The sequence below is a fragment of the uncultured Tenacibaculum sp. genome, assembly GCF_947494125.1.
Classification (GTDB): domain Bacteria; phylum Bacteroidota; class Bacteroidia; order Flavobacteriales; family Flavobacteriaceae; genus Polaribacter.
Genome location: NZ_CANLTU010000002.1, coordinates 56,831 through 81,690 on the forward strand (window position 1 = coordinate 56,831; position 24,860 = coordinate 81,690).

Annotated in this window: 20 protein-coding genes; 14 read left to right on the forward strand and 6 right to left on the reverse strand. The window is 30.6% G+C overall.

What is annotated here, in order from left to right; translation table 11 throughout:
• Window positions 1-78 precede the first annotated feature (78 nt).
• From Q0881_RS03715 to Q0881_RS03725, 3 genes are all read left to right on the forward strand, one after another.
• Entirely contained in the window at window positions 79-639 is a 561-nt protein-coding gene (locus Q0881_RS03715) for a sigma-70 family RNA polymerase sigma factor (protein WP_299157121.1), read from the forward strand.
• Window positions 626-1,435 (forward strand): hypothetical protein, encoded by an 810-nt coding sequence (locus Q0881_RS03720; protein WP_299157122.1) that lies wholly within the window; start codon window positions 626-628, stop codon window positions 1,433-1,435. The genes Q0881_RS03715 and Q0881_RS03720 overlap by 14 nt, the downstream gene beginning before the upstream one ends.
• A gap of 66 nt (window positions 1,436-1,501) precedes the next feature.
• Window positions 1,502-2,557, forward strand: a complete 1,056-nt coding sequence (locus Q0881_RS03725; protein ID WP_299157123.1) for a hypothetical protein — start codon at window positions 1,502-1,504, stop codon at window positions 2,555-2,557.
• A 16-nt stretch (window positions 2,558-2,573) separates the two neighbouring features.
• On the opposite strand, the gene Q0881_RS03730 is transcribed toward Q0881_RS03725, so the two are convergent.
• Complete coding sequence (locus Q0881_RS03730) at window positions 2,574-3,470, reverse strand: sterol desaturase family protein (protein ID WP_299157124.1); 897 nt, start codon at window positions 3,468-3,470, stop codon at window positions 2,574-2,576.
• 132 nt (window positions 3,471-3,602) lie between these two features.
• Here Q0881_RS03730 and rpsF point away from each other — a divergent pair, with 132 nt between their 5' ends.
• From rpsF to Q0881_RS03750, 4 genes are all read left to right on the forward strand, one after another.
• The gene (gene rpsF, locus Q0881_RS03735) at window positions 3,603-3,944 is read left to right on the forward strand and encodes a 30S ribosomal protein S6 (RefSeq protein ID WP_299157125.1); all 342 of its coding nucleotides are present in this window, start codon (window positions 3,603-3,605) and stop codon (window positions 3,942-3,944) included.
• 3 nt (window positions 3,945-3,947) lie between these two features.
• A complete protein-coding gene (rpsR, locus tag Q0881_RS03740) occupies window positions 3,948-4,244 on the forward strand; it encodes a 30S ribosomal protein S18 (RefSeq protein ID WP_068705048.1) in 297 nt (98 codons plus the stop codon).
• Window positions 4,245-4,259: 15 nt separating this feature from the next.
• Window positions 4,260-4,709, forward strand: a complete 450-nt coding sequence (gene rplI / locus Q0881_RS03745; protein ID WP_299157126.1) for a 50S ribosomal protein L9 — start codon at window positions 4,260-4,262, stop codon at window positions 4,707-4,709.
• 102 nt (window positions 4,710-4,811) lie between these two features.
• Window positions 4,812-8,039: a carboxypeptidase regulatory-like domain-containing protein gene (locus Q0881_RS03750; RefSeq protein ID WP_299157127.1), complete on the forward strand. Its 3,228-nt coding sequence runs from the start codon at window positions 4,812-4,814 to the stop codon at window positions 8,037-8,039.
• Window positions 8,040-8,269: 230 nt separating this feature from the next.
• Here the strand turns inward: Q0881_RS03750 and lysA are convergent, their stop codons facing one another.
• From lysA to Q0881_RS03765, 3 genes are all read right to left on the reverse strand, one after another.
• Window positions 8,270-9,475 carry a diaminopimelate decarboxylase gene (gene lysA, locus Q0881_RS03755; RefSeq protein WP_299157128.1) on the reverse strand — a complete coding sequence of 402 codons (1,206 nt, stop codon included), beginning with the start codon at window positions 9,473-9,475 and terminating at the stop codon, window positions 8,270-8,272.
• A gap of 473 nt (window positions 9,476-9,948) precedes the next feature.
• Window positions 9,949-11,187: a peptidase T gene (gene pepT, locus Q0881_RS03760; RefSeq protein WP_299157129.1), complete on the reverse strand. Its 1,239-nt coding sequence runs from the start codon at window positions 11,185-11,187 to the stop codon at window positions 9,949-9,951.
• A gap of 137 nt (window positions 11,188-11,324) precedes the next feature.
• Window positions 11,325-12,395 carry a DUF3810 domain-containing protein gene (locus Q0881_RS03765; protein ID WP_299157130.1) on the reverse strand — a complete coding sequence of 357 codons (1,071 nt, stop codon included), beginning with the start codon at window positions 12,393-12,395 and terminating at the stop codon, window positions 11,325-11,327.
• A 127-nt stretch (window positions 12,396-12,522) separates the two neighbouring features.
• Between Q0881_RS03765 and dnaB the strand changes: the two genes are divergently transcribed.
• The 3 genes from dnaB (at window position 12,523) to Q0881_RS03780 (ending at window position 16,023) form a co-directional block, all read left to right on the forward strand.
• On the forward strand, window positions 12,523-14,037 hold the full coding sequence (dnaB, locus tag Q0881_RS03770; RefSeq protein WP_299157131.1) for a replicative DNA helicase: 1,515 nt from the start codon (window positions 12,523-12,525) through the stop codon (window positions 14,035-14,037).
• 74 nt (window positions 14,038-14,111) lie between these two features.
• On the forward strand, window positions 14,112-14,756 hold the full coding sequence (locus Q0881_RS03775; protein ID WP_299157132.1) for an Abi-alpha family protein: 645 nt from the start codon (window positions 14,112-14,114) through the stop codon (window positions 14,754-14,756).
• A gap of 7 nt (window positions 14,757-14,763) precedes the next feature.
• A complete protein-coding gene (locus Q0881_RS03780; RefSeq protein WP_299157133.1) occupies window positions 14,764-16,023 on the forward strand; it encodes an asparagine synthetase B in 1,260 nt (419 codons plus the stop codon).
• Between the two features lie 380 nt (window positions 16,024-16,403).
• On the opposite strand, the gene Q0881_RS03785 is transcribed toward Q0881_RS03780, so the two are convergent.
• Window positions 16,404-19,646, reverse strand: a complete 3,243-nt coding sequence (locus Q0881_RS03785; RefSeq protein ID WP_299157134.1) for a S41 family peptidase — start codon at window positions 19,644-19,646, stop codon at window positions 16,404-16,406.
• Window positions 19,647-20,068: 422 nt separating this feature from the next.
• On the opposite strand from Q0881_RS03785, the gene Q0881_RS03790 reads away from it, so the two are divergent.
• Window positions 20,069-20,914 carry a transketolase gene (locus Q0881_RS03790; RefSeq protein ID WP_299157135.1) on the forward strand — a complete coding sequence of 282 codons (846 nt, stop codon included), beginning with the start codon at window positions 20,069-20,071 and terminating at the stop codon, window positions 20,912-20,914.
• Between the two features lie 129 nt (window positions 20,915-21,043).
• Window positions 21,044-22,174, forward strand: coding sequence for an N-acetyl-alpha-D-glucosaminyl L-malate synthase BshA (gene bshA / locus Q0881_RS03795; RefSeq protein WP_299157136.1), 1,131 nt, complete (start codon window positions 21,044-21,046; stop codon window positions 22,172-22,174).
• A 36-nt stretch (window positions 22,175-22,210) separates the two neighbouring features.
• Here the strand turns inward: bshA and aroB are convergent, their stop codons facing one another.
• On the reverse strand, window positions 22,211-23,269 hold the full coding sequence (gene aroB, locus Q0881_RS03800) for a 3-dehydroquinate synthase (protein WP_299157137.1): 1,059 nt from the start codon (window positions 23,267-23,269) through the stop codon (window positions 22,211-22,213).
• A gap of 101 nt (window positions 23,270-23,370) precedes the next feature.
• Between aroB and Q0881_RS03805 the strand changes: the two genes are divergently transcribed.
• Window positions 23,371-24,537, forward strand: coding sequence for a proline dehydrogenase family protein (locus tag Q0881_RS03805; RefSeq protein WP_299158120.1), 1,167 nt, complete (start codon window positions 23,371-23,373; stop codon window positions 24,535-24,537).
• Window positions 24,537-24,839: an LETM1 domain-containing protein gene (locus Q0881_RS03810; RefSeq protein WP_299157138.1), complete on the forward strand. Its 303-nt coding sequence runs from the start codon at window positions 24,537-24,539 to the stop codon at window positions 24,837-24,839. The genes Q0881_RS03805 and Q0881_RS03810 overlap by 1 nt, the downstream gene beginning before the upstream one ends.
• The last annotated feature ends 21 nt before the right edge of the window (window positions 24,840-24,860 follow it).

Consider the following 24,860-nt stretch of genomic DNA (forward strand, 5'->3'; position numbering starts at 1 on the left):
TTTTTTTGTCATAAAGCAACCTTTTTTTAAATCATGTAGTCTATATATTTGTAAGTAAGCAAAAAACGAAAATTTGAGTTGAAAATTATTCAGTTACATAACAAGCAATCTGAACAAATAAAAAAAGCGAGCAAAGGAGATAGGGAAGCTCAACAATCTTTATTTGAACAGTACTCACCTAAAATGTTAGGCGTTTGTAGGCAATATGTAAAAGATATTCATCATGCAGAAGATTTAATGCTACAAGGTTTCTTTAAAGTATTTACGAATTTAAATAAGTTTAAAAACGAAGGAAGCTTTGAAGGTTGGATCCGCAGAATTATTGTAAACACTTGTCTTACTTATTTAAGAAAGAAAAATCCAATTCAATTAACAGAAGAAGATTTTGTTTTTAACGATGTAGCAACAGAAAGTTTAGAAAATACTTCAGTAGAAGATATTCAAAAACTAATAGATAAACTACCGGAAGGGTATAAGTTAGTTTTTAATTTATATGCTATAGAAGGGTATAAGCATTCAGAAATATCAAAAAGACTAAATATATCTGAAGGAACATCAAAATCTCAATTGTTTAAAGCGCGTAAGTTTTTGCAAGAGAGTTATATAAAATTGAATAAAATTAAAGATGCAAATAAATAATATAGATAAAAATATTAATGATAAACTTAAAAATAGAACATTAAAACCTTCTATTTCAGCATGGGAACGTTTAAGTGCTCAATTGGATCAAGAGAAAACGAGAAAAAAGAAAAAAAGAATTGAGTTTTTGAGCTATGCAGCATGTATAGTCTTATTAATAAGTATCGGGTTCTTTTATCTAGATTCAGGAAGTGATGAAAGTGTAATTAACGAAGAAATAATAGTAGAGACAGCTTTAGATACTTTCAAAATAAAAGAAGTAGACCTTAAGCAAGATATATTAGTTGAAAAGGCAGTTGTAAAATTATCTGAAGAAACCAAGAAAAATAATAATGTATCTAATGTGATTAAAAGCGTTGATTTAGAGGTGGATAAAAAAGTTAGTAAGAATATTATAGCAAGTAATATAGAAGAATCGGTTGCTGTTATAGAAAGTGTTAAAAGAGAAAAATCAAAGGGAATAAATGATTTTTCAATAAAGGAAGAGATTCAGAGTCAACCTAAGAAAAAGATAAAATCAAGAATAAAAATAAATAGTGATTATTTATTATTTGCAGTAACACATTCATCAGAAGAAGTAAAAGAGTATTATGCAAAATATGAAATAAATAGGAACGATGTGTTAGATGTTATACAAGATGAACTAACAAAATCTAAGCTAAAAATAAACCCAGAAACTATTCTTGCAGAAGTAGAGCTTAATATAGAAGAATCAGATTTTAAGCAAAATTTCATGAGTAAATTAAAACTAAAACTTTCAGATGTAATTGTATCAATTGCAGATAGAAATAAATAAAGCGCTTATTAATTATCGATAATTAAACTACCCAAATTATTACCTGTTTAATTTAAAATTTAAAAAATGAAAAGAATACTATTATTAGTGTTGTTTATAACAACTGTTGCCCAATCTCAAGAGAAATCTTTTGAGGAAGAAGTAAGTAAAATAGCCAATAAAATAGAAAAAATAACGAAACAAGAAAAAGATAGTTTAAAACAAAAAGTAAAATCAATAAATGATAAACTTGAGAAAAAAATAATAACTCAAGAAGATGCTACAAAACTAAAAAAAGAAGCAGCAGAGTTGCATGCAAGCCGTATTGAAAAGAGGGTAAGTGTAGAAGAATTAAAGTTACAGCAACTGGTACAGGATAAAACAAACGGAAGAATAGCAAGTAATTCGGAAAAAGATGAAAACTTTACTTTTAGTATCGGAGGAGCGAAGTTTAAATTTTTGGGAGAGAAAGAAAAAGTAAAAAAGAGAAGAAGAGATAAGAGAACTACAACCCAAATAGTTTTTGCTACAGGAGTTAATAATGTTTTAACAGATAATGAATTAAGTTCTCTGAATAATTCTGAGTATAAATTTTGGCAATCACATTTTTATGAATTAGGTTTTACATGGAAAACACGTTTTTCTAAAGACCCGTCGAAGCTTTATTTTAAGTATGGACTTTCTTTTCTATGGAATAATTTAAGAGCTAAAAATAATAAGTATCATACAGTTAACGGAAATCAAACAGTATTAAATACACATGTAAATAATCTTTCTGAAAGTAGACTTAGGCATGTACAAATGACTTTTCCTATGCATTTAGAATTTGATTTTTCAAAAAACAAAAAATACTCAGATGAAAAAATTGCAGATAGAACGCATGAGTCATTTCATTTTGGAATCGGTGGTTTCTTTGGGTTTAAATTAGGTACACGTCAGTATTTAGAATATAAAAATGCAGAAGGAGTAAAAGTGGAAGAAGTACAAAAAGCAAGTTTTAATACCAATGTATTAAATTATGGATTGAGTGCATATGCCTCTTATAAAGGTTGTGGGTTGTATGCTAAGTATGATTTGAATTCATTATTTAAAAATACAAGTACAAGAAATATTTCATTAGGAGTTCGATTTGATATTAATTAATAAAAAAGGAGAAGTTTTAAACTTCTCCTTTTTTATTTTCTTCCCATTCTTTACGTAAATGATTAGAAAGTTTACCAGTTCCGTCATGTTTCCATCCAGGAGGTTTAAAAAGATACAAAACTTTTTTGCGAATACTAGTTTTACTAGTAAAAATGTCTCTTAACATATTGTGCCATTCGATAAAAGCAACTTTAATGGGATTGTGGGTATTGATATTGCTAACTAAGCCATAAATAGGTTTTTCTATTTCAGGCTCGAAAGTACCTAATAGTTTATCCCAAATAATAAATATTCCTGCATGATTTCTATCTAAATATTGAGGATTAGTTGCATGATGTACTCTATGATGGCTAGGAGTATTAAAAATAGACTCAAACCATTTAGGTAGTTTGTTAATCAGTTCAGTATGTATCCAATATTGATATAATAAACTAATACTCATTTGCATTAAAATCATTAGTGGATGAAAACCTAATATGGCTAAAGGAGCCCAAAAAATAAAAGTATAAAAACTACCAGACCATGTTTGGCGTAAAGCGGTACTTAAATTATATTTAGTAGACGAATGATGTACTACGTGGCTTGCCCAAAATAAACGACTTTCATGTGCAATTCTATGATTCCAGTAATAAACAAAATCTTCAGCGAAAAGTAGTAAAATCCAAGCCCACCAAGTAAAAGGTATGGTGAAAACACGATACTTATATAAAAATGCAAAAAAAGCTAAAACTAAAATTTTGGTAAATAAACCAATAAATACATTTCCTAAGCCCATAGTTATGGACGTAATTGCATCTTTAAATTCATAATCTTCAAGCTTTACCTTAACAGTTAGAATAACTTCAATAATAATAGTTATTATAAAAAATGGAATGGCATAATGAATTAAATTAGGAAGTTCAGGGATTTGCATAAAAAAAGAAGATTAATTTAAAAACAAAAATACTAAAAATGAGGGTTTTAATTAAAGAGTGTATTTGCTTTTTTTTTAGTGTAAAAAGAGGTACATTTGCAGACTTAAAAATAAATTTTAAACAATTTAATTATGAATCATTACGAAACTGTTTTCATTTTGAATCCCGTTTTATCTGAAACTCAGATAAAGGAGACAGTAAAGAAGTTTGAGGACTACTTACTTTCTAAAGGTGCAGAAATGATTTCTAAAGAAGATTGGGGCTTAAAAAAATTAGCATATCCAATCGAAAAGAAAAAAAGTGGTTTTTACCATTTATTAGACTACAAAGTAGCAGGAGATGCTATTGCCGCTTTTGAATTAGAATTCAGAAGAGACGATAGTGTTATGCGTTATTTAACTGTAAAGTTAGACAAACATGCTGCAGCTTGGGCTGAAAAGAGAAGAGAACGTGTTAAATCTGCAAAAAAGTAAGAAATGGCGTCAATAGATCAACAAGCAAAAGGAAACAAGCAAGGAGAAGTACGTTACTTAACTCCACTTGATATTGAAACAAAAAAAGAAGCTAAATACTGTCGTTTTAAAAAGAATGGTATTAAATACATCGATTATAAAGATGCTGACTTCTTAATGTATTTAGTAAACGAGCAAGGTAAAATTTTACCAAGACGTTTAACAGGAACATCATTAAAGTATCAACGTAAAGTGGCTCAGGCTATCAAAAGAGCACGTCACTTAGCATTAATGCCATACGTTGGCGATTTATTAAAATAATAAAGAAGCAGAAACATGGAATTGATATTAAAACAAGACGTAGAAAATTTAGGTTTTAAAGACGATGTTGTAACTGTTAAGAATGGTTACGGTCGTAATTGCCTAATTCCTCAAGGATTTGCAGTTTTAGCTACTTCTTCAGCTAAAAAAGTATTAGCTGAAAATTTAAAGCAACGTGCTTATAAAGAAGCTAAATTAATTGAAGATGCAACTAAATTAGCTGATACTGTAAAAGGTTATGAGTTAAAAATTTCTTCTAAAGTAGGTTCTGGTGATAAATTATTTGGATCAGTAAATAACATTGATGTTGCTGGAGCATTAGCTAAAGCAGGTACTGAAATAGATAAGAAATTTATCAAAGTAACTGGAGGTAACGTAAAAAGATTAGGAAAATATAACGCTGCTGTACGTTTTCACAGAGCAGTTGTAGCTGATATCGTATTTGAAGTTGTTGCTGAAAAGTAATTAATTGTTGAATACATGTTAATAAAGAATGAATCCGCTCTGTTGAGCGGATTTTTTTATTGCGTAAATTTGAGAGATAACTTAATGAAAACTAGTACTATTATGAAGAAATTAATTTTATTTTCTTTTATTTTACTAAGTGCATCTGTTTTTTCTCAGATAACTACATCTAAAATAAAGGGGACAGTAACCGATAATCAAGGGGAAGTATTATTCGGAGCAAACATTGTAATATTGCACGTGCCTACGGGGACTTTATCTGGAGCAGTAGCTCAAGATAATGGTAAATACACGATACCAAATTTAAGGGTTGGGGGCCCCTATAAAATTACGTTTAGTTATGTAGGGTTTAAATCACAAGAAATAAATAATGTGTTTTTAACTTTAGGAAAAACAACTAACATTAATGGTAAACTATCGGAAGATGGTGAGCAATTAGATGAAGTCGTTATTTCAGCATCTAAAAGTAAAATTTTTAATAACGATAGAACAGGAGCACAAACAAGTGTGAGTTCAGTTCAATTAAAAACCTTACCAACTATATCACGTTCTGCTTCAGATTTTACTCGATTAGAGCCAACAGCAAGTGGTAATTCATTTGGAGGAAGAAACGACCAGTATAATAATTTTTCATTGGATGGATCTATTTTTAATAACCCATTCGGATTAGATGCAGCAACACCAGGCGGTCAAACTGATTCACAACCGGTTTCTTTAGATGCAATTGAACAGATTTCTGTTTCTACAGCGCCATATGATGTTACTCTATCAGGTTTTACAGGAGCTTCAGTTAATGCAGTAACAAAGAGTGGTACCAATGAATTTAAAGGTACAGTTTATGGATTCTATAGAAATCAAGATTTAACCGGAGGAGAGATTAAAGGACAATCAGTAGTAAAACCTAAATTGGATCAAGCTCAATATGGAGTAAGTTTAGGAGGTCCTGTGATAAAAAATAAATTATTCTTTTTTGCAAATTTTGAAAAGGATGATCGTACAGATTTAGGTTCGGCAGGTTGGATACCAAATACAGGAAGTGGTGGAATCAATGAATCTAGAGTTTTAGAATCGGATTTACAATTAGTACAAAATATACTCTCTAAAGTTGTCATAGGAAAAGATGCCAATGGAGCAGATGTTTTTTATAATACGGGAGCTTACAAAGGTTTTACATACAATTCTAAATCAACAAAAGGAATTTTTAAATTAGATTGGAATGTAAATAAAAAACATCGTTTAGCTTTTGTTTATAATTTTTTAAGAGCACAAAAAGAAAAACCAGCACATCCAACAGCATTAGGTTTTAGAGGACCAAGTGCAACAACTTTACAGTTTGAGAATGCAGGATATGAAATTAATAATAATATTAATTCATTTTTAGTAGAGTTAAATTCTACATTTAATGAAGAGACTACAAATAAACTTCAAATTGGATATACACATTTTGACGATTTTAGGAATGCATTATCATCGCCAGCACCATCAATTAGTATTTTAGATGATACAGGTAGTTCAAACTATATTATTGCAGGACATGAACCTTTTTCAGTTCACAATAAATTAGATCAAAAAGTATTTCAATTAACAAATAATATGAACTTTTTTAAAGGAGATCATACTTTTACAGTTGGTTTCTCTTTTGAAAAATTTCAATTTGATAATTCATTTAACTTAGGAGTGTATGGAGCGCAAGGAGTATTTTTTCCTACAGGAAGTATCTCAGAATTTAGAAACACAGTTGGAAACCCTACAGCAGAAGCAGCTTTGGTTGCTAATTTTCAAGCACAATTTAATGGAGCAATATCATCTCATAATGCTTTAAATAGTGCAGGTGTTGGAAATCAAGGAGGATGGGCATTAGCAGAAACTAACGTAGGTCAGTTAGCATTTTATGTACAGGATGAATGGGAAGTTAATGAAAAACTTAAATTAACGTATGGTATACGATTTGACAAACCATTATTTTTTGATACGGCAAAGAAAGCGCAAGATGTAATTGATAATGCATGTTGTTTTGTTCCGAGTATAGATTACTTTAATCCAAATACGGGAGAGACCGTAAAATTAGATAATAGAAAAATGCCAACAAATCAATGGTTAGTTTCACCTAGACTAGGTTTTAATTGGGATGCAAAAGGAGACAAAACTTTACAATTAAGAGGAGGAACGGGTGTATTTACAGGGCGTTTGCCTTTTGTGTGGTTAGGAAACCAAATAGCGAATCCTAACGTGTTTTTCTACCAAATGGTGGATCCAGATTTTAAATTTCCACAAGTATGGAGAACAAACATTGGAGCAGATTATAAATTTGAAAGTGGTTATGTTGTGTCAGGAGACATAGCGTATACAAAAGATATTAATGGAGCACATGTACAAAACTGGGGGTTACGTAATCCAACAGCTACATTACAAGGAAATGCTAGTGGAAATAGAGTAATCTATGCAAATTCAGACAAAGGAAATAATGCCTATGTATTTACAAACTCTGATAAAGGAAGAACTTTTAATGCTTCATTTAAAATTGAAAAATCTTTTGAAAATGGGTTGTATGCAAATGTGGCCTATAGTTATTTAAATTCTAAAGATGTAAACTCAATAGAAGCAGAAATTACAGGAGATGCTTTTGCTTTTAATCCAGTAACGGGTAATGCAAATAACGATGTATTAGCTTTTTCTAAATATGGAGATACGCATAGGGTAATAGGTATAGCGTCTAAGAAGTTTACGTATGGAGGAGACAAATATGCAACAACAATATCTACATTCTTTGAGTATGCAAAAGGAGGAAGGTTTAATTATACTTATGGAGGAGATATAAATAACGACGGCTCAGCCTTAAATGATTTATTATATATTCCTACAACATCAGAATTATCTCAGATGAATTTTGCTTCGGCAGCAGAAGCTACGGCTTTTGAGGCATATATAAATCAAGATGAGTATTTAAATTCTAGGAGAGGGCAGTTTGTAGAAAGATATGGAGCATTAGCGCCATGGAGAGGGAAATGGGATTTGAAAATACTACAAGATTTTAATTTTAATGTTTCAAAAGACAAACAAAATACTATACAATTGAGTTTGGATGTATTAAATGTAGGTAATTTAATTAATTCAGATTGGGGGGTTGTACAGCAGGTAGGAAATGTACAACCAGTAGGAGTTAGGTTTCCAGATGTAAACCCAGCAAATACAAATCCAGCGAATTATGTGCCAGATTATACGCAACAGCCAACATATTCTTTTAATTCAAATTTAAAAGAAACATTTGTGTATGATACGAGCTTAAATTCTCGTTGGCAAATGCAATTAGGATTACGATACATTTTTTAAAACTCTATATTTTATAGCGAAAAAGCCTCCATAAATATGGAGGCTTTTTGTTTTTTTTAACAGAAAACCAAATAAAGGGGGGTTTTCCTATGAATTTTATTAAAATAAAGTAGCATATTTGTAACAGTTAATAAAGATAGGGGACTTTATTACAACGTTTTAAAATATAGTCTTTGAGGGGTTGATTATATTTTAAAAAAACTCTGACTAATTTAGTCAGAGTTTTTATTTTATAAAGAAATCTCAACTTGGTTCTTTAAAATATCATCGAAAGTTTCTCTTTGTCTAATAAGATAATCCTTTCCTTTATAAATCATAACTTCGGCAGGCCTATATCTTGAATTGTAATTTGAAGACATTGAATAACAGTAAGCACCAGCGTTATGAAAGCATAAAATATCTTCTTCAGAGATTTCATTAATTCTTCTATTAGAGCCAAAAGTATCCGATTCACATATATAACCAACAATGCTGTAAAAACGCTCTCTACCTTTTGGGTTAGAAATATTTTCAATATGATGATAAGAGTTATAAAACATTGGGCGTATAAGATGGTTTAACCCACTATCTATTCCTGCAAAAACTGTAGAAGTAGTTTGTTTTATAACATTAACTTTAGCTAAAAAGTAACCAGCTTCACTAACTAGGAATTTTCCAGGTTCAAACATTAAAGTAACATCTTTACCATATTCTTTACAAAAATTATTAAAACGTTGCGTTAGCTTTTTTCCTAATTCTTCAATATTGGTTGAAATGTCATCATTTTTATATGGAACTTTAAATCCACTACCAAAATCTATAAAATCTATGTTTTTAAATTCTTTAGCAGTATTAAATAATATTTCAGAAGCTCTTAAAAAAGTATCAATATCTAAAATATCTGATCCGGTATGCATGTGAACACCGTTAATATGCATACCTGTGTTTTCAACAACTCTTTTTATATGAGGCACTTGATGTATGGAAATACCAAACTTTGAATCGATATGACCTACAGATATTTTGCTATTCCCTCCAGCCATTATATGAGGGTTAATACGAATACATACGGGTATTTTTGGGTGCTTTTGACCAAACAGTTCTAAGATAGATAAATTATCAATATTAATTTGGATACCTAATTTAGCAACCTCTTCAATCTCTTGTAAAGAAACACCATTGGGAGTGTAAATAATATTTTCAGGAGCAAAACCGGCTAATAAACCTAATTTTACTTCTTGAATAGAAACAGTATCTAATCCACTTTTTAAAGAGTTAAAAACTTTTAAAATGTTAATATTAGATAATGCTTTAGCAGCATAGTTTATTTTTAAACTTTTAACTTTTGAAAAAGCAGTTGTAATTTTCTTATACTGACTTATAATTTTCTCAGTATCATAAACATAAAGTGGTGATTGGTATTTATCAGTTAACTTTAATAAGGCTTCTCTATTCATTTTTAATATTATTTAATGACCCAAAATTAGATAATGAGTTTTTTCTAACAAATTATATAGAAGAAATAAACACATCTGATTTTTTTGTGAAAAAAGGTTGTTTAGATGTCCTAAAAAGGTGATTTTCCTAAAAGATTGAGTTGAAAAAGAAACATATTTGCCTTGAAATAAACTTAGGGGGTTTATTTCGCTATTGAATGATATTATCTTTAAGGGGTGATTATATCATTAAATTAAAGCTCTAGTGTTTTCACTAGAGCTTTTGCTTTATATATATAAGGTGTATTTAGTAATAAGAAAAAGGTTTTTTCCTTTAAAGAATAAATTGAAAAAGAAGCATATTTGTAGTGAAATAAATTTAGGGGGTTTATTTCGCTATTGAATGATATTTCTCTGAGGGGTAGATGTATCATTAAAAAAAACTCTAGTTTTCACTAGAGTTTTTTATTTTATAGAGTAGTACTATAATAATATTATTTAAATTTTGTTGCTACTTTTTGAGCAATACCAACAATTACTTCACTAGCTTTAATAATACTTTCTACAGGAACGTATTCGTAACGTCCATGGAAATTATGTCCACCAGCAAAAATATTAGGACATGGTAAACCTTTGTATGATAATTGAGAACCATCAGTTCCTCCACGAATAGGTTTAATTAAAGGAGTTATATTCATGTCTTTCATAACTTCTTCAGCAATATCAACAATATACATTACCGGAGTAACCTTTTCTTTCATATTGTAATATTGATCTTTCATCTCTACAGAAACTAATTTTTGACCACTCTTAGCATTTAATACTTCAGCTAAATCTAACATTGCTTTTTTACGATTGTTAAATTGATCCATATCATGATCTCTTACAATGTACTGCAAAGTGGTTTTTTCAACCGAACCTTCCATGTGGTGCAAGTGAAAGAATCCTTCATAACCAGTTGTTTTTTCAGGAACTTCATCTTCAGGTAAAGCATTAATGAATTCATTTGCAATAAGCATAGAATTAATCATTTTACCTTTCGCATAACCTGGATGTACAATTTTACCTTCAATAGTTACTTTAGCACCAGCTGCATTAAAGTTCTCATATTCTAATTCACCAATTTGGCTACCATCCATAGTATAGGCCCATTTTGCACCAAATTTTTCTACATCAAACATATGAGCTCCTTTACCTACTTCTTCGTCAGGGGGAAAACATACTCTAATTTTACCGTGCTTAATCTCTGGATGTTGAATTAAATACTCCATTGCTGATACTATTTCAGTAACACCAGCTTTATCATCAGCACCAAGTAAAGTGGTACCATCTGTAGTAATAATGGTTTGTCCTTTGTATTGTAATAAGTCTTCAAAATAATCAGGAGATAAAACAATGTTTTCCTCTTTATTTAAAAGAATATCTTTTCCGTCATAGTTTTCATGAATTTGCGGTTTTACGTTTGCACCTGTAAAGTCAGGGCTAGTATCAATATGCGCAACAAAACCTATGGTAGGAACTTCGTAGTCTAAATTACTAGGTAATGTAGCCATTAAATAACAATTTTCATCTAAATCAACATCATCCATTCCTATTTCTTTTAACTCTTTTTCAAGAACTCTAGCTAAGTCCCATTGTTTTTCAGTACTAGGAAATGCTGGATTATTAGGATCACTTTCTGTATCAATAGTTACATATTTTACAAATCTATCAATAATATGTTGTTTGTTCATTGTTATAAGTTTTATAAGCTTCAAAAATAGCTATTTCAAATGTATTTTATCAATTAATTTTAGGGCTTTGTAAATTCGTTTATCAACTAAAGAATCTACATAAATTTAAGTTTTTAAGTATGAGGAATTACTTGAGTTTAGTTTATTTGTTTAAAATAAGCAATTAACAAATCTACTACGTAACTGTAAGATTTAATTCCTTTAGTTTGATTGTTTGCTTTTAAATAAGAGTTATAACCTTTTTTGAAATAAGGTTCAATAGGGTTGTCAAATTTTTTCCAGTGTAAGTAACTGTTTTTATAATCTTTATAAATTCCTTTGTTAACTGTTTTTCTTATTTCAAGAGCTATTTTTTTATCGCGTTTATAAATTTGACTAATACAATAATTGTAAGCCATTCTATACCCAGAGTATTTAAAATATAAATCATCGTTGGCAATAGAAGCTAAAAAACCAACAAAGTTAGCATCATTTTCAGCAGCCCAACCAATTTGATGTGCCATTTCATGACAAGTAGTAGAAGCATAGCCAGTTTTAGGAATCATATCATTTAATTGAGCTTCACCAGTAATAGGGTTAATATAGCCTGAAGTTCCGTTATAAGATTGAAATAAACTAACCAATGAGTTTTTTATAGAAGGAGTTTTATAAATAAGTTGTGGATATATTTTAGATAAATTTTGATAACCTTTAGGAGCTAAATTATAAATCTCTTTTTGAGAATAAGGGACTTCAATTAGTACAGAATCATTCTTAGTTATTTGTAAATGAATCATATTTAGTTTATTAACAATTTTTTTAGTAGTTAAAACTAACTCATCGGTAGTATAAGACGATTGTTGAAGATTAAGATTTTTTGCTAATGGTTCACGAAAATAATTCAATGCCCAGAAAGCGTAAAAACAAAAATAAATAACTGATAAAATTGAAGTGAATTTTAATAATTGAGGGATACTATTTTTAAACCTAGTTTTAAATAAACGATAAATAGCTTTAATGAATAGGAATAATAGAACAAAGCCTAAAATATCACCAAAAGAAAAAGGAAGCCAACCAAAAATAAATCGAAAGAACCTAGAAATAAAAGGATATATTCCATTGCTATAATAGTGTTCAATCCATTGAGGTTTTTGACTTAAATATTGAACAAATAACACCTGAAAAGGAAGTGCTAGGGCTAAAATTAATTGTTTTTTTGAATACCTCATAACGTCAAAAATAAGAAAGTTGAAACGTTATCAACAAGTTAATAACAATTTTGTTTGCAATTTTGTGTAAAAAGAAAAATGAATATTGCTCCTATAAATATCATCATAAAAAATTACATTTGTTGTCATGGAAAAAACGCATTCTGTTAGGGGAACAAAAATTGACAAAGCTAGAATTGTTAGCCTTGAAAAAGGAAAAATACCACCACAAGCTTTAGAGTTAGAGGAAGCTGTTTTAGGTGCTATGATGATTGATAAAAAAGGTATTGATGAAGTTATTGATATTTTACACCCAGAAGCTTTTTATGATAAACGTCATCAAGAAGTATATGCAGCAATTTATACGCTTTTCCAAAATTCAGAACCAATTGATTTACTTTCTGTATCAAATCAGTTAAAGAAAAATGGAAAGTTAGATATTGCTGGAGGTGATTTTTATTTGATAGGTTTAACACAAAAAGTAGCATCATCTGCACATATTGAGTTTCACTCACGTATTATTTTAGAAAAATATATACAACGTAAGTTAATTACAATATCATCTGAAATTATAGAGAGTGCTTATAATGAAACAGTAGATGTTTTCGATTTATTAGATGAGGCAGAGGGGAAGTTATTTGAAGTAACACAAGGAAATCTTAAAAAAGGAGCAGAAAGAGCCGATTCACTAGTACAACAATCAATTACTAAAATACAAGAGATATCTGGTAAAGAAGGAATGAGTGGTTTAGCTACTGGATTTACCAAATTAGATGCATTAACATCAGGATGGCAACCTTCCGATTTAATTATTATTGCTGCACGTCCGGGTATGGGTAAAACAGCATTTGTAATTTCAATGGCTAAAAATATGGCGATTGATTTTGGTCATGGAGTAGCCGTTTTCTCGCTAGAGATGTCATCGGTACAGTTAATAACACGTATGATTTCTTCGGAAACAGGATTAACATCGGAAAAATTACGTAAAGGAAATTTAGAACCACATGAATGGGAACAGTTAAATGTAAAAGTTAAAAAACTTTCTGATGCTCCTATATTTATTGATGATACTCCTGCGCTTTCGATTTTTGATTTACGTGCAAAAGCACGACGTTTAGTATCGCAACACGATGTAAAAATAATAGTGATTGATTATTTACAGTTAATGACAGCTGGTGGAGCGGGAGGAAATCGTGAACAAGAAATATCAACTATTTCGCGAAACTTAAAAGCATTAGCAAAAGAATTAAGTATACCAGTAATAGCCTTATCTCAGTTATCTCGTGCGGTGGAAACTCGTGGAGGATCTAAACGTCCATTACTATCAGATTTACGTGAATCTGGTGCAATTGAACAAGATGCGGATATTGTATCGTTTATTTTTAGACCAGAATACTACGGAATGACAGAATGGGATGATGATGATCATTCACCATGTGAAGGCCAAGGTGAGTTTATTGTAGCAAAACACCGTAATGGTGGGATGGATAATATTCGTTTAAAATTTACAGGTCATTTAGCTTTATTCTCAGATTTAGAAGAAGGAATTAGTAGTGAGTTTCAATCGAGTATGAACTCTAGTTTTAACGATGAAGTTTCATCTAGTAATTTTACGTCGCCAGAAGACGCTTTTGGTCCAAGTGATGATGATGTTCCATTTTAGAATAATAAACAATTCATAAAATAATTTAAAATGCACAATTGCTACATAGTAATTGTGTATTTTAGTTTTTACATATGAAAGAAAAGGAATTAACTGGAATAGGTCAAGCTTCAGAAAAGGCATTAAATTTTGTTGAAAAAATAATAGCATCTCCTTTAATAGAAGTAACAGGAGTTTTAACTGATAAAGTTGAGTTCTGGAGGTTTAAAAATAAAGTAAACATTATTTTAAAAGCAAAAGAATTTTTAAAAGAAAAAGGAATTGAAACACCTAAAAGGATACCTGTAAAAGATTTATTTACTTTATTGGAATATAGTTCATATGAAGAAAATGATTTTATGAAAGATAGCTGGGGGAGGCTATTATCAAATTCTTTAGACCCTCAAAATAAATTTGATAGTAATAATATATTCATTCAAATTTTAAATCATTTATCTTGTGATGAAATAATTTTACTAGAGTCTATAAATAAAGAAATTTCAACTCAAAGAGCACTTAGTTTCTTTAATAAGAAAAAAATAATTGAAGAAATGAAAGGTATTGATCCTGAAGTGCAGTTAATATTACTGGATAATTTAGTAAGACTAAGACTAATAGAAATAAAAAATAGTGATCTTATTATAGGAAGTGGGCTTATGTCTTATATTTATGAAAGCCCATACGAAATTTATTTAATAACAAAATTAGGAGAATCCTTATTGAAGAAAATAAATTCTTAAAAATAGAATGAGAAAATATATATACATAGTAACATTGCTGTTATTTTCAAACTCAATTTGGGCTTCATTTATTTATGTGCCAATGAGCCATGAAAATCAAAAAAATCATTTAAAGGCATACGGAATAGTGTATTATGCTTTGCAAAATGGATTGAAAGCTAAATGGTTATTAAATTATGACGGAGGCGCTTTTTTAATGGAGAATAATGACTCTGTTGAAAAGGAATGTAAAATTAGAGGAGTTTCATACCAAATAATATCAGATGCCAAATCCCAATTAATTTTAGAAGAAATTTCTTCACCATCAAAAAATCAAGAAGCAGTAACTTTAGAAAAAGCTCCAAAAATAGCAGTGTATTCACCAAAGGGTAAAATGCCATGGGATGATGCTGTAACGATGGTTTTATCGTATGCTGAAATTCCATTTGATGTAATATACGATGAAGAAGTGTTGAATGATAAGTTGTTGTTATACGAATGGTTGCATTTACACCATGAAGATTTTACAGGACAATATGGTCGCTTTTATGGGGCATTTAGAACTGCACCTTGGTATATACAGCAAAAGAAAGATGCAGAGGCTTTAGCTAAAAAGTTAGGATATGCTAAAGTATCTGAAGAAAAGGGGGCAGTGGCAAAAAAAATACGAGATTATGTAATAGGAGGTGGGTTTATGTTTGCCATGTGTTCGGCAACCGATAGTTTTGATATTGCTTTGGCTGCTGATGGAGTTGATATTTGTGAAGGAATGTTCGACGGAGATGCTTCAGAACCGAGATATCAATCGAAAATAGATTTCAATAAAACCTTTGCTTTTAAAGATTTCGAATTAATTCGTAACCCAACAACTTATGAGTTCTCTTCTATAGATATGACTCGTAAACGTAGAATAAAAAAAGAAGTAGATTATTTTACATTAAAAGAGTACTCTGCAAAATGGGATCAGGTTCCAACCATGTTAACGCAAAATCATACACAATTGGTAAAAGCGTTTATGGGGCAAACAACTTCTTTTGATCGTAAAACAATAAAACCAACGATTATGGTTTTAGGAGAAAATACAACCAACGGAGAAGGTCGATACATTCACGGAACAAAAGGAAAAGGAATGTTTACGTTTTATGGAGGCCACGATCCTGAAGATTATCAACATAGAGTAGGAGACCCTAAAACAGAATTAGACTTACACCCAACTTCACCAGGCTATCGTTTAATTTTAAATAATGTACTTTTTCCAGCAGCAAAGAAGAAAAAGCAAAAAACCTAAACAATTTCCATTGAAATGATCAGCGGCGTTCGCTGATCCAATAAATATACAACGAAACCATCAGCGAAGCTCGCTGGCGCTTTCAAAAGTTTACGAAACGTTCAGCGAGCTTCGCTGAGCGTTTTGTTTTTATACAATTCATTCAACGAGCTTCGCTGAAGGTTTCGTTCTAGTGCAGAGCCATCAGCGAACTTCGCTGAAGGTTTTGTTTTTGAATAATTTGCTTAACCAACTCCGTTAAAATTATTGAAAGTATACATAACTATCAACGAGCTTCATTTTAAGTAAAACAAAGATGTTAATTCAATTATTATTTATTTTATAAAACAAAAGGTTAAAGTATAAACTTTAACCTTTTGTTATTTTGAGTATATTTAAAACTACTTGATGTCTTTTAGCATTTCAGAGACAGATCGTTCTAATTGTTGATCGCGACCTTTAACAATAATACTAGGCATATTTTTCACTTTAATCGTAGGTTCTGTTTGATTGTTTTCCATCCATTTTCCAGATTTATCTTTAGCACTTACTGGTACAACACCCCAGTAGCTTCCGTTAGGTAAACCTTCCCATCCAGCAAAACTACAAGTACCAGGTACTGGCATACCAACAGTTTTTCCAATTTTAAGATCTGTATATCCAGCAGCATAACAATGTCCATCTGAATACATGCTTTCATTGAAAATAGATAATGTTGGTTTAGTCCAACGCGAAGTAGGCTCGCCTCCAACTACTTTGGCTTCTGTTTCATACGAAATAAAAGGAACTCCTGTAAAGAACATAGCCAAGTCAGCCACTAAATCACCTCCACTATTGAAACGGGTATCGATAATAATTCCTTTTCGTTCAGAAAATTTACCCATAATATCTTTATAAATACTTCTATATGGGCCATCGCTCATTCCAGGAATGTGAACATAACCTAATTTTCCATTGCTTAGTTTATCAACCTCTTTTTCGTTAATTTTCACCCATCTTTTATATAATAAACGTTTTTCTTGACCTAAAGAGATAGGTTTTACAGTTATGGTTTGTTTTTTCTTTGTTTTTGGATCGGTTATGTCAAGTAAAACGAATTTTCCTACTTTTCTATTCAAATACTTAGCAACATCTTCGTTTTTATTTACAGTAACTCCGTCAATTTTTTCAATAAGCATTCCAGCTTTAATATTGAAAGATGATTTATCTAATGGACCATCTTTTATAACTTCATCTATTAAAATTCCATCTCCTTTGTGGTTGTAATTCATAAAAACACCAAGAGAAGCTGTTGCATCTGCATTTTTAATACTTGAACTATATCCAGCTCCAGCATGAGAAACATTTAATTCTCCTAACATTTCAGAAAGCATTTCAGAGAACTCAAAAGAGTTACCAATAGAAGGTAAGTATTTTTTGTATTCTATTTTCATTTTGTTCCAGTTAACACCATGAAAATCTGGATGGTAAAAAATAGCGTTGGTTCTTATCCATACATGATTAAACATTGCTGCTCTTTCAGCATCTGTATTTAATAGCATTTCACCGCTAATTTTTACAGGTTTTTTACTCTTTTTAGCTGGGTCAATTTTAGAAACTTTTCCACCACTTAAAAGAAATAAGTTTTTCATTTCTTTATCCCATTGTAAAGAACCGAAATTAGCGTTTAATCGTAAGACCATTTTAGTTTCTTTAGTACGTAAATTTGTACTCCAAAGATTCATTTTTCCTTCAAATCGAGCTAAATAATATAAGACGTCACCTTTTTTTGAAAGTACAGCGTCACCAAGACTAGAAGAATGAATAGTTAATCTTTTTGTTCTATCTTTCATGCTATCCCAATCGAAAGTAAGTGGTTTTACTTTTTTCTTGTCTTTACCTTTTTTCTTTTTGTCTTTTTTATTCTTCTTGTCAGCATCTTTTTTCTTGTCTTTCTCCTTTTTTTGTAAGGCTTCAATAGTTTCCATCAATTTAAACTCTTCATCACTAAGGTTAAATTTGTCCCAAGCTTTTTGAGTAAAAAACATGCTATATACATCGGACTGAGATTGCCCACTAGTAGCATACGATTTTAATCCATTTCTATTACTAAACCATAGCATTTGTTTTCCGCCGTTAACCCATTTCGGAGAGTAATCACTATAACCACTTTCAGTTAAATTTATACGTTTAGAACCATCAGCAGCCATCAATAACACTTCGTTATTACTTAATGTTTTGCTCCAATCAACTAACAACCATTTGCTATCTGGACTCCATTTAAAATATTTATCACCATCTCTCATGTGGAATAAATCTTTTGGAGTTAATAAAGTTACTTGTTTTTTAGTTTTTAAGTCCATTACCTTTAAGGTACGTCTTCCTTCAATAAAAGCTATTTTAGAACTATCAGGAGAGAACTCAGGTAAGTAATTATCTAGTTTATTTTCAATAATAGGAGATTCTTTTACTAAAGTAGAAGCAAAAAAGAAAGGCTCTTCTTTACGTACTTTTTCTGTTTTATAAATACTCCATTTCCCATTTCTTTCACTACTGTATACTACCGATTTCCCATCAGGTGTCCAAGTTACAAAGCGTTCTCTTTCTGGTGTGTTAGTTAATCTTTTAGTAAAAGATTCATTTACAGAAGTTACAAAAACTTCACCTCTAGAAATAAAAGCAATCTCTTTTCCGTTTGGAGATATCGCCATTTCATTAACTCCTCCATTGATAGATATAAATTTATCTCTATTGTCTTTGCTTTGAGTTCTTATAATAACATTTACTTTTGAAGGTTTTCCGCCTTCTTTCATAGTGTATAATTCACCATCGTATCCAAAACTTAAGATACCATTACCCATACTTAAAAAACGTACTGGGTGCAGTTTGAAATTTGTTAGTTGTTGATCTTGATTAGTACCATTAATATTCATTTTATGAACATTAAACGTTCCACTTTTTTCACTTAAATAATACATGCTCTTTTCATCTTGAGAGAAGATAGGATGTCTATCCTCCCCAGCGAAAGAAGTAATCATTTTATGAGCTTTACTTTTAGTATTATAACTCCAAATATCTCTGGTAATTGATGATTTATGATGCTTACGCCATTCGTTTTCACCACCCTTTTTATCATGGTATAACATGGTGTTACCATTTTTAGATACTTGAACATATTCGGCAGGTACTGTTAATAATTGATGAACTCGCCCTGCTGTTACAGGTACACTATACAATTCTGGTTGTGATCTTGTAGGGTATTGTCTATGTTTTACGTCATCTTGACGTTGTGCTCCGAAAATAACATCTTGGTTATTTGCTGAAAAAGAAAAAGGAATTTCGTTACTAGAATGAAAAGTTAATCTTTTCGCTTCACCACCTCTAGCGTCCATAATATAAATGTCGAAATTACCATAACGGTTTGAAGCAAAAGCAATTTTTTTACCGTCTTTACTCCAAATAGCTTTATAATCATGAGCTTTATGAAAAGTTAATTGAGTTGCATTTCCACCAGTTGAAGGAACTTTATATAAATCGCCTTTGTAAGTAAAAATAATCTCTTTTCCATCTGGAGATATTGAGGAGTGCCTTAACCAATTGGGACTATCTTGAGAGAAGACGTGTAATGTTAAGCATGTAAATAGTAGTAAAAAAAGGTGTTTCATTTGATTAATTTTTTTTTGCAATCTACTAAATTGCTAAACCCAATTATGTTAATTTAAGTTAAAAAAAGAAGACTTAATTCTAATAAACCTATAGAGAGATTTTTTGAACTAAAGAGCATGGAAAAGAAGTTTTGTTCTGATAGATAATAGTTGATAAAAGAAAAAATAGATTCTATTTTGGCTCTGTAAATGGTAAGGTTACTGTTTTCATTAAGATAGACTATAATTATTTCTCATCTAGTTAGGTATGAAGGCTCTTTGAAGTGCATAAAAACAAAGAGTTGAAACAGAAAATTCTAAAAAATAAAATTACATAAAAAAGAACTTTAAAACTATCGAACCCTTTTTTAAAAGAATTAAAAAAAAGTAATTGGCAATTGTTTTTTAAACAGTTACTTTTGTCGAGATAAAACAAAACAATAATGCCAACAACACAACAGCTTCAAGAATTTACACAACAAGTACGTAGAGATATCGTGCGTATGGTACATGCAGTAAACTCAGGGCACCCTGGAGGATCTTTAGGATGTGCAGAATTTTTAACTTGTCTTTACCAAGAAATCATGGAGTATTCTACTGATTTTAAAATGGACGGAAAAAATGAAGATTTATTCTTTTTATCAAACGGACATATATCGCCAGTATATTATAGTGTGTTAGCACGTAGTGGATTTTTTCCAGTTGCTGAGTTAGCAACATTTAGAAAATTAGATACTCGTTTACAAGGGCATCCAACAACGCATGAAGGTTTACCAGGTATTCGTATTGCTTCAGGTTCTTTAGGGCAAGGTATGAGTGTTGCTATTGGAGCAGCTCAAGCGAAGAAGCTTAATGGAGATGATAAAATTGTATATACATTACATGGTGATGGAGAATTACAAGAAGGTCAAATTTGGGAAGCAGCAATGTATGCAGCAGGAAAAAAAGTTGATAATTTAATTTCAACGATTGATGTAAACGAAAAGCAAATTGACGGTACTACCGACCAAGTTTTAGCTATGGGAAGCCTAAAAGCTAAGTTTGAAGCTTTTGGATGGGATGTATTAGAAGTAAAAGGAGGAAATAATGTTGAAGCTATTTTAAACGGAATGGCAGATGCAAAATCTCGTACAGGAAAAGGAAAACCAGTTTGTGTATTATTATATACAGAAATGGGGAATGGTATAGATTTTATGATGCATACTCATGCATGGCATGGTAAAGCACCAAATGATGAGCAATTAGAAGAATCATTAGCACAAAATCCAGCAACATTAAGAGACTATTAAAAATAGTTTTATAGATAAAATTTAAATCCCGCTTTTCAGCGGGATTTTTTTATGTTTTTCTTCACAAAAAAACGTAAGTAAAAACGTAAATTTACGTCAATAATAACACTAAAAAATAAAACCTAATACATGAGAATAGGAATTGTATGTTATCCAACCTTTGGAGGAAGTGGAGTAGTAGCAACAGAGTTAGGAATGGCATTAGCTGATAAAGGCCATGAAGTACATTTTATAACATACAATCAACCAGTTCGATTAGATTTTTTTTCACACCGATTGCATTTTCATGAAGTAGTGTTAGAAGAATATCCATTATTTCAATACCAACCATATGAACTAGCATTGTCTAGTAAAATGGTTGAAGTTGTAGAAAAGCATCAATTAGAAGTATTACATGTACATTACGCAATTCCACATGCATATGCAGCATATATGGCTAAAAAGATGTTAGAAGATAAAGGTATAAATGTAAAAGTAGTAACAACGTTACACGGTACAGATATAACTTTAGTAGGAAGTCACCCAACATATAAAACAGCTGTAGAATTTAGTATTAATAAATCAGACGAAGTAACAACAGTTTCTAATAGTTTAAAAAAAGATACTTTACGTTTATTTAATATTGAAAAAGATATAAAAGTAGTTTATAATTTTATTGATGGTAAAAAATATGATAAAGCACATCAGACCGAATGTAAACGAATAGGTTTAGCCAAGCCAGAAGAAAGAATCTTAACACACGTAAGTAATTTTAGGCCTGTAAAGCGTACGGATGATGTGATTAGAATATTCAACCAAGTTCAAAAAGAAATACCATCAAAATTATTAATGGTTGGAGATGGTCCAGAGCGTTTAAAAGCAGAAAACTTAGTAAATGAATTTGGATTAGAAGATAAAGTTTTGTTTTTAGGAAATAGTAATGAAGTTGAGAAAATTTTATGTTATTCAGATGTGTTTTTATTGCCATCTGAAACAGAAAGTTTCGGATTAGCAGCTTTAGAAGCTATGGCAGCAAGTACTGTCGTAATATCTACTAACACAGGAGGATTACCAGAAGTAAATATCCCAGGTAAAACAGGGTATTTAAGCAATTTGGGAGATGTAGATGATATGGCAAAAAATGCAATTAAAATTTTAAAAGATGAAAACATCTTAAATCAATTTAAAGAAAATGCAAAAGAACATATAAAGCTCTTCTCTTTAGAAAATATATTACCAGTGTATGAAGAAATATATAAAAGCTGTTCAGTAACAGTATAACATATAAAAAAAGGCGAGAAATTTTCTCGCCTTTTTTTATATGTTATAATACTTTAAACTATCTATAATTAAATTGGATGGTACTTTACAATCAATTTTAAAATCTTCATAGTCTTTTAAAAGGACAAAATTAATTTCTCCACCAATGTTCTTTTTATCGTGTTTCATTAATTCCATAATAGAAGAAAAATCACCTTCTAAAATTTCTATTTTATCATAAATAGTATGAATGGCATTTTTAATTTCTTGAAGCTTGTCTTTCGGAAAGCCTAAAATTTCAGAAGAAATATAAGCTTCACAAACCATACCTATGGCAATAGCTTCACCATGGGTTAAATTTTCTTTATGGTCACTTTCTAAAAAGTAAGATTCAACACCGTGTCCAATCGTATGCCCCCAGTTTAAAACTTTACGAACATTTTTCTCCTTAGGATCTTCTAAAACAACCTCGTTTTTTATTTCAATTGAGCGGTGAATTAAATCAATAATATTTAATTCAGGATTGTCTTTAATTTCATTAAATAAACGAATATCGTGTGTCATACCGTATTTAATAATTTCTGCAGAACCAGATCTAATTTCTCTTGGAGTAACAGTATGCAAATATTCTGGATCTAAAACAATCATCTCAGGATTTGCAAAGAGTCCAATTTGATTTTTTAAAACACCCAAATCAACACCAGTTTTTCCTCCAACGGAAGCATCTACCATACTTAATAGTGTAGTTGGAATATTAACAAAGTCAATTCCGCGTTTAAAGGTAGAAGCAACAAAACCACCTAAGTCGGTAATAACACCACCACCTAATGTAATTAATAAGCTTTTTCGGTCAGCACCTAATTCGGTCATTGCGTTCCAAACACCAACACAAGTTTCAATATTTTTATGTATTTCACCAGCATCAATTTGAATAACTTCAATTATTTTATCTGTTTCTAACAATTTCATAAATCGATGATAGCAATGCATTAATGTATTGTCATCTACTAAAATAAAAATAGAAGAATAGTTATTCTTACGAATTAAAATAGCTAATTCTGAATATGCTTTTTCTTCAAAATGAATAGGGTATGTTGCTGCTTGAATAGAAGTCATTTAAATCTATAATTTAGGAGCGAAATTAAATAGAAAAAATTAAAATATATCATATAGGTCGGTTATATTTGTCTTAGAAATCAAATAATAATATTACCTCGATAATGAGACTTTTTGACAACACCGAAACTGCTTTTAAATTAAAATCTGACTCAGAGTTAGAGAGAGCATATTTTTTGTTTAAAATGATACAAAACCAACCAATGGTTCGTATAGGAACTGCGGTAACTAATTTTGCTTTAAAGGCACACTTACCAGTTGAAGGTTTAATTCGTTCAACAGTTTTTGATCATTTTTGTGGAGGAGTAACAGAAGATGACTGTTTGCCTAATATAGAAAAAATGTACGATCGCGGTAATGTGCACAGTATTTTAGATTATTCTGTAGAAGGAAAAGAAGATGAAGCACAATTTGATGATGCTTTACAAATGACATTGAAAACTATTGATTTTGCTGAGGAGAAAAAATCAATACCATACGCTGTATTTAAACCAACAGGTTTTGGGCGTTTTGCTTTATATCAGAAATTAACAGAAGGAGAAGAGCATACAGAAGAAGAGAAAATAGAGTGGAAGAGAGTTGTAGAACGTTTTCATATTGTATGTAAAGCTGCGGCAGAAAAAGATGTTCCGTTATTGATAGATGCAGAAGAGAGTTGGATGCAAGATGCAGCTGATGATTTGATTGAAGAGTTAATGGAAATGTATAATAAAGAAAAAGCCATCGTGTTTAATACGTTACAAATGTATAGACACGATCGCATGGAGTATTTACGCGATTTATACCAGAAAGCACACCAAAAAGGATACCATATAGGTATGAAGGTAGTGCGTGGAGCATACATGGAAAAAGAACGAGAAAGAGCAGAAGAAAAAGGGTATCCATCTCCAATATGTAAAGATAAACAAGCTACAGATGATAATTATAATGAAGCTGTTCGTTTTATGATGGAGCATAAAAATATGGCGATTTTTGCAGGAACTCACAATGAAGAAAGCTCTTATTTATTAATGGATTTAGCGAAGGAATATAATATAGAATCAAACGATAAGCGTATGTGGTTTGGTCAATTATATGGTATGAGTGATCATATTAGTTTTAATTTAGCTAAAGAAGGATATAATGTAGCTAAGTATGTCCCATTTGGGCCAGTACGAGATGTTATGCCATATCTAATTCGTAGAGCAGAAGAAAATACTTCAGTAGCAGGACAAACTTCGAGAGAATTAAATTTATTGAAAACCGAAAGAAAACGTCGTAAGCTCTAATGAGTACAGTTGATGAAATAAAAGAGTCTATTCAAAAAAATAAAAAAAGACTAGCAAAAGAGCTTCAAGAAAGCAAAGAGCTAGTCTTTTTGATAAAGAAGTCTATTACAACAAATTTATCTGAAGAAGAAAAAAGTAAGGTAAAAGAACAAATGTTAGACATATGTAAAGCTATTCCTGCGTTTACGGTTTTTATGTTGCCAGGAGGAGCTTTACTATTACCACTGCTTATAAAATTTATACCAGATATACTTCCTAGTTCTTTTAGGGGGGATGATGAAATTATAGAAGAAGAAAAATAATTCAACTTCGCTATCGTATTC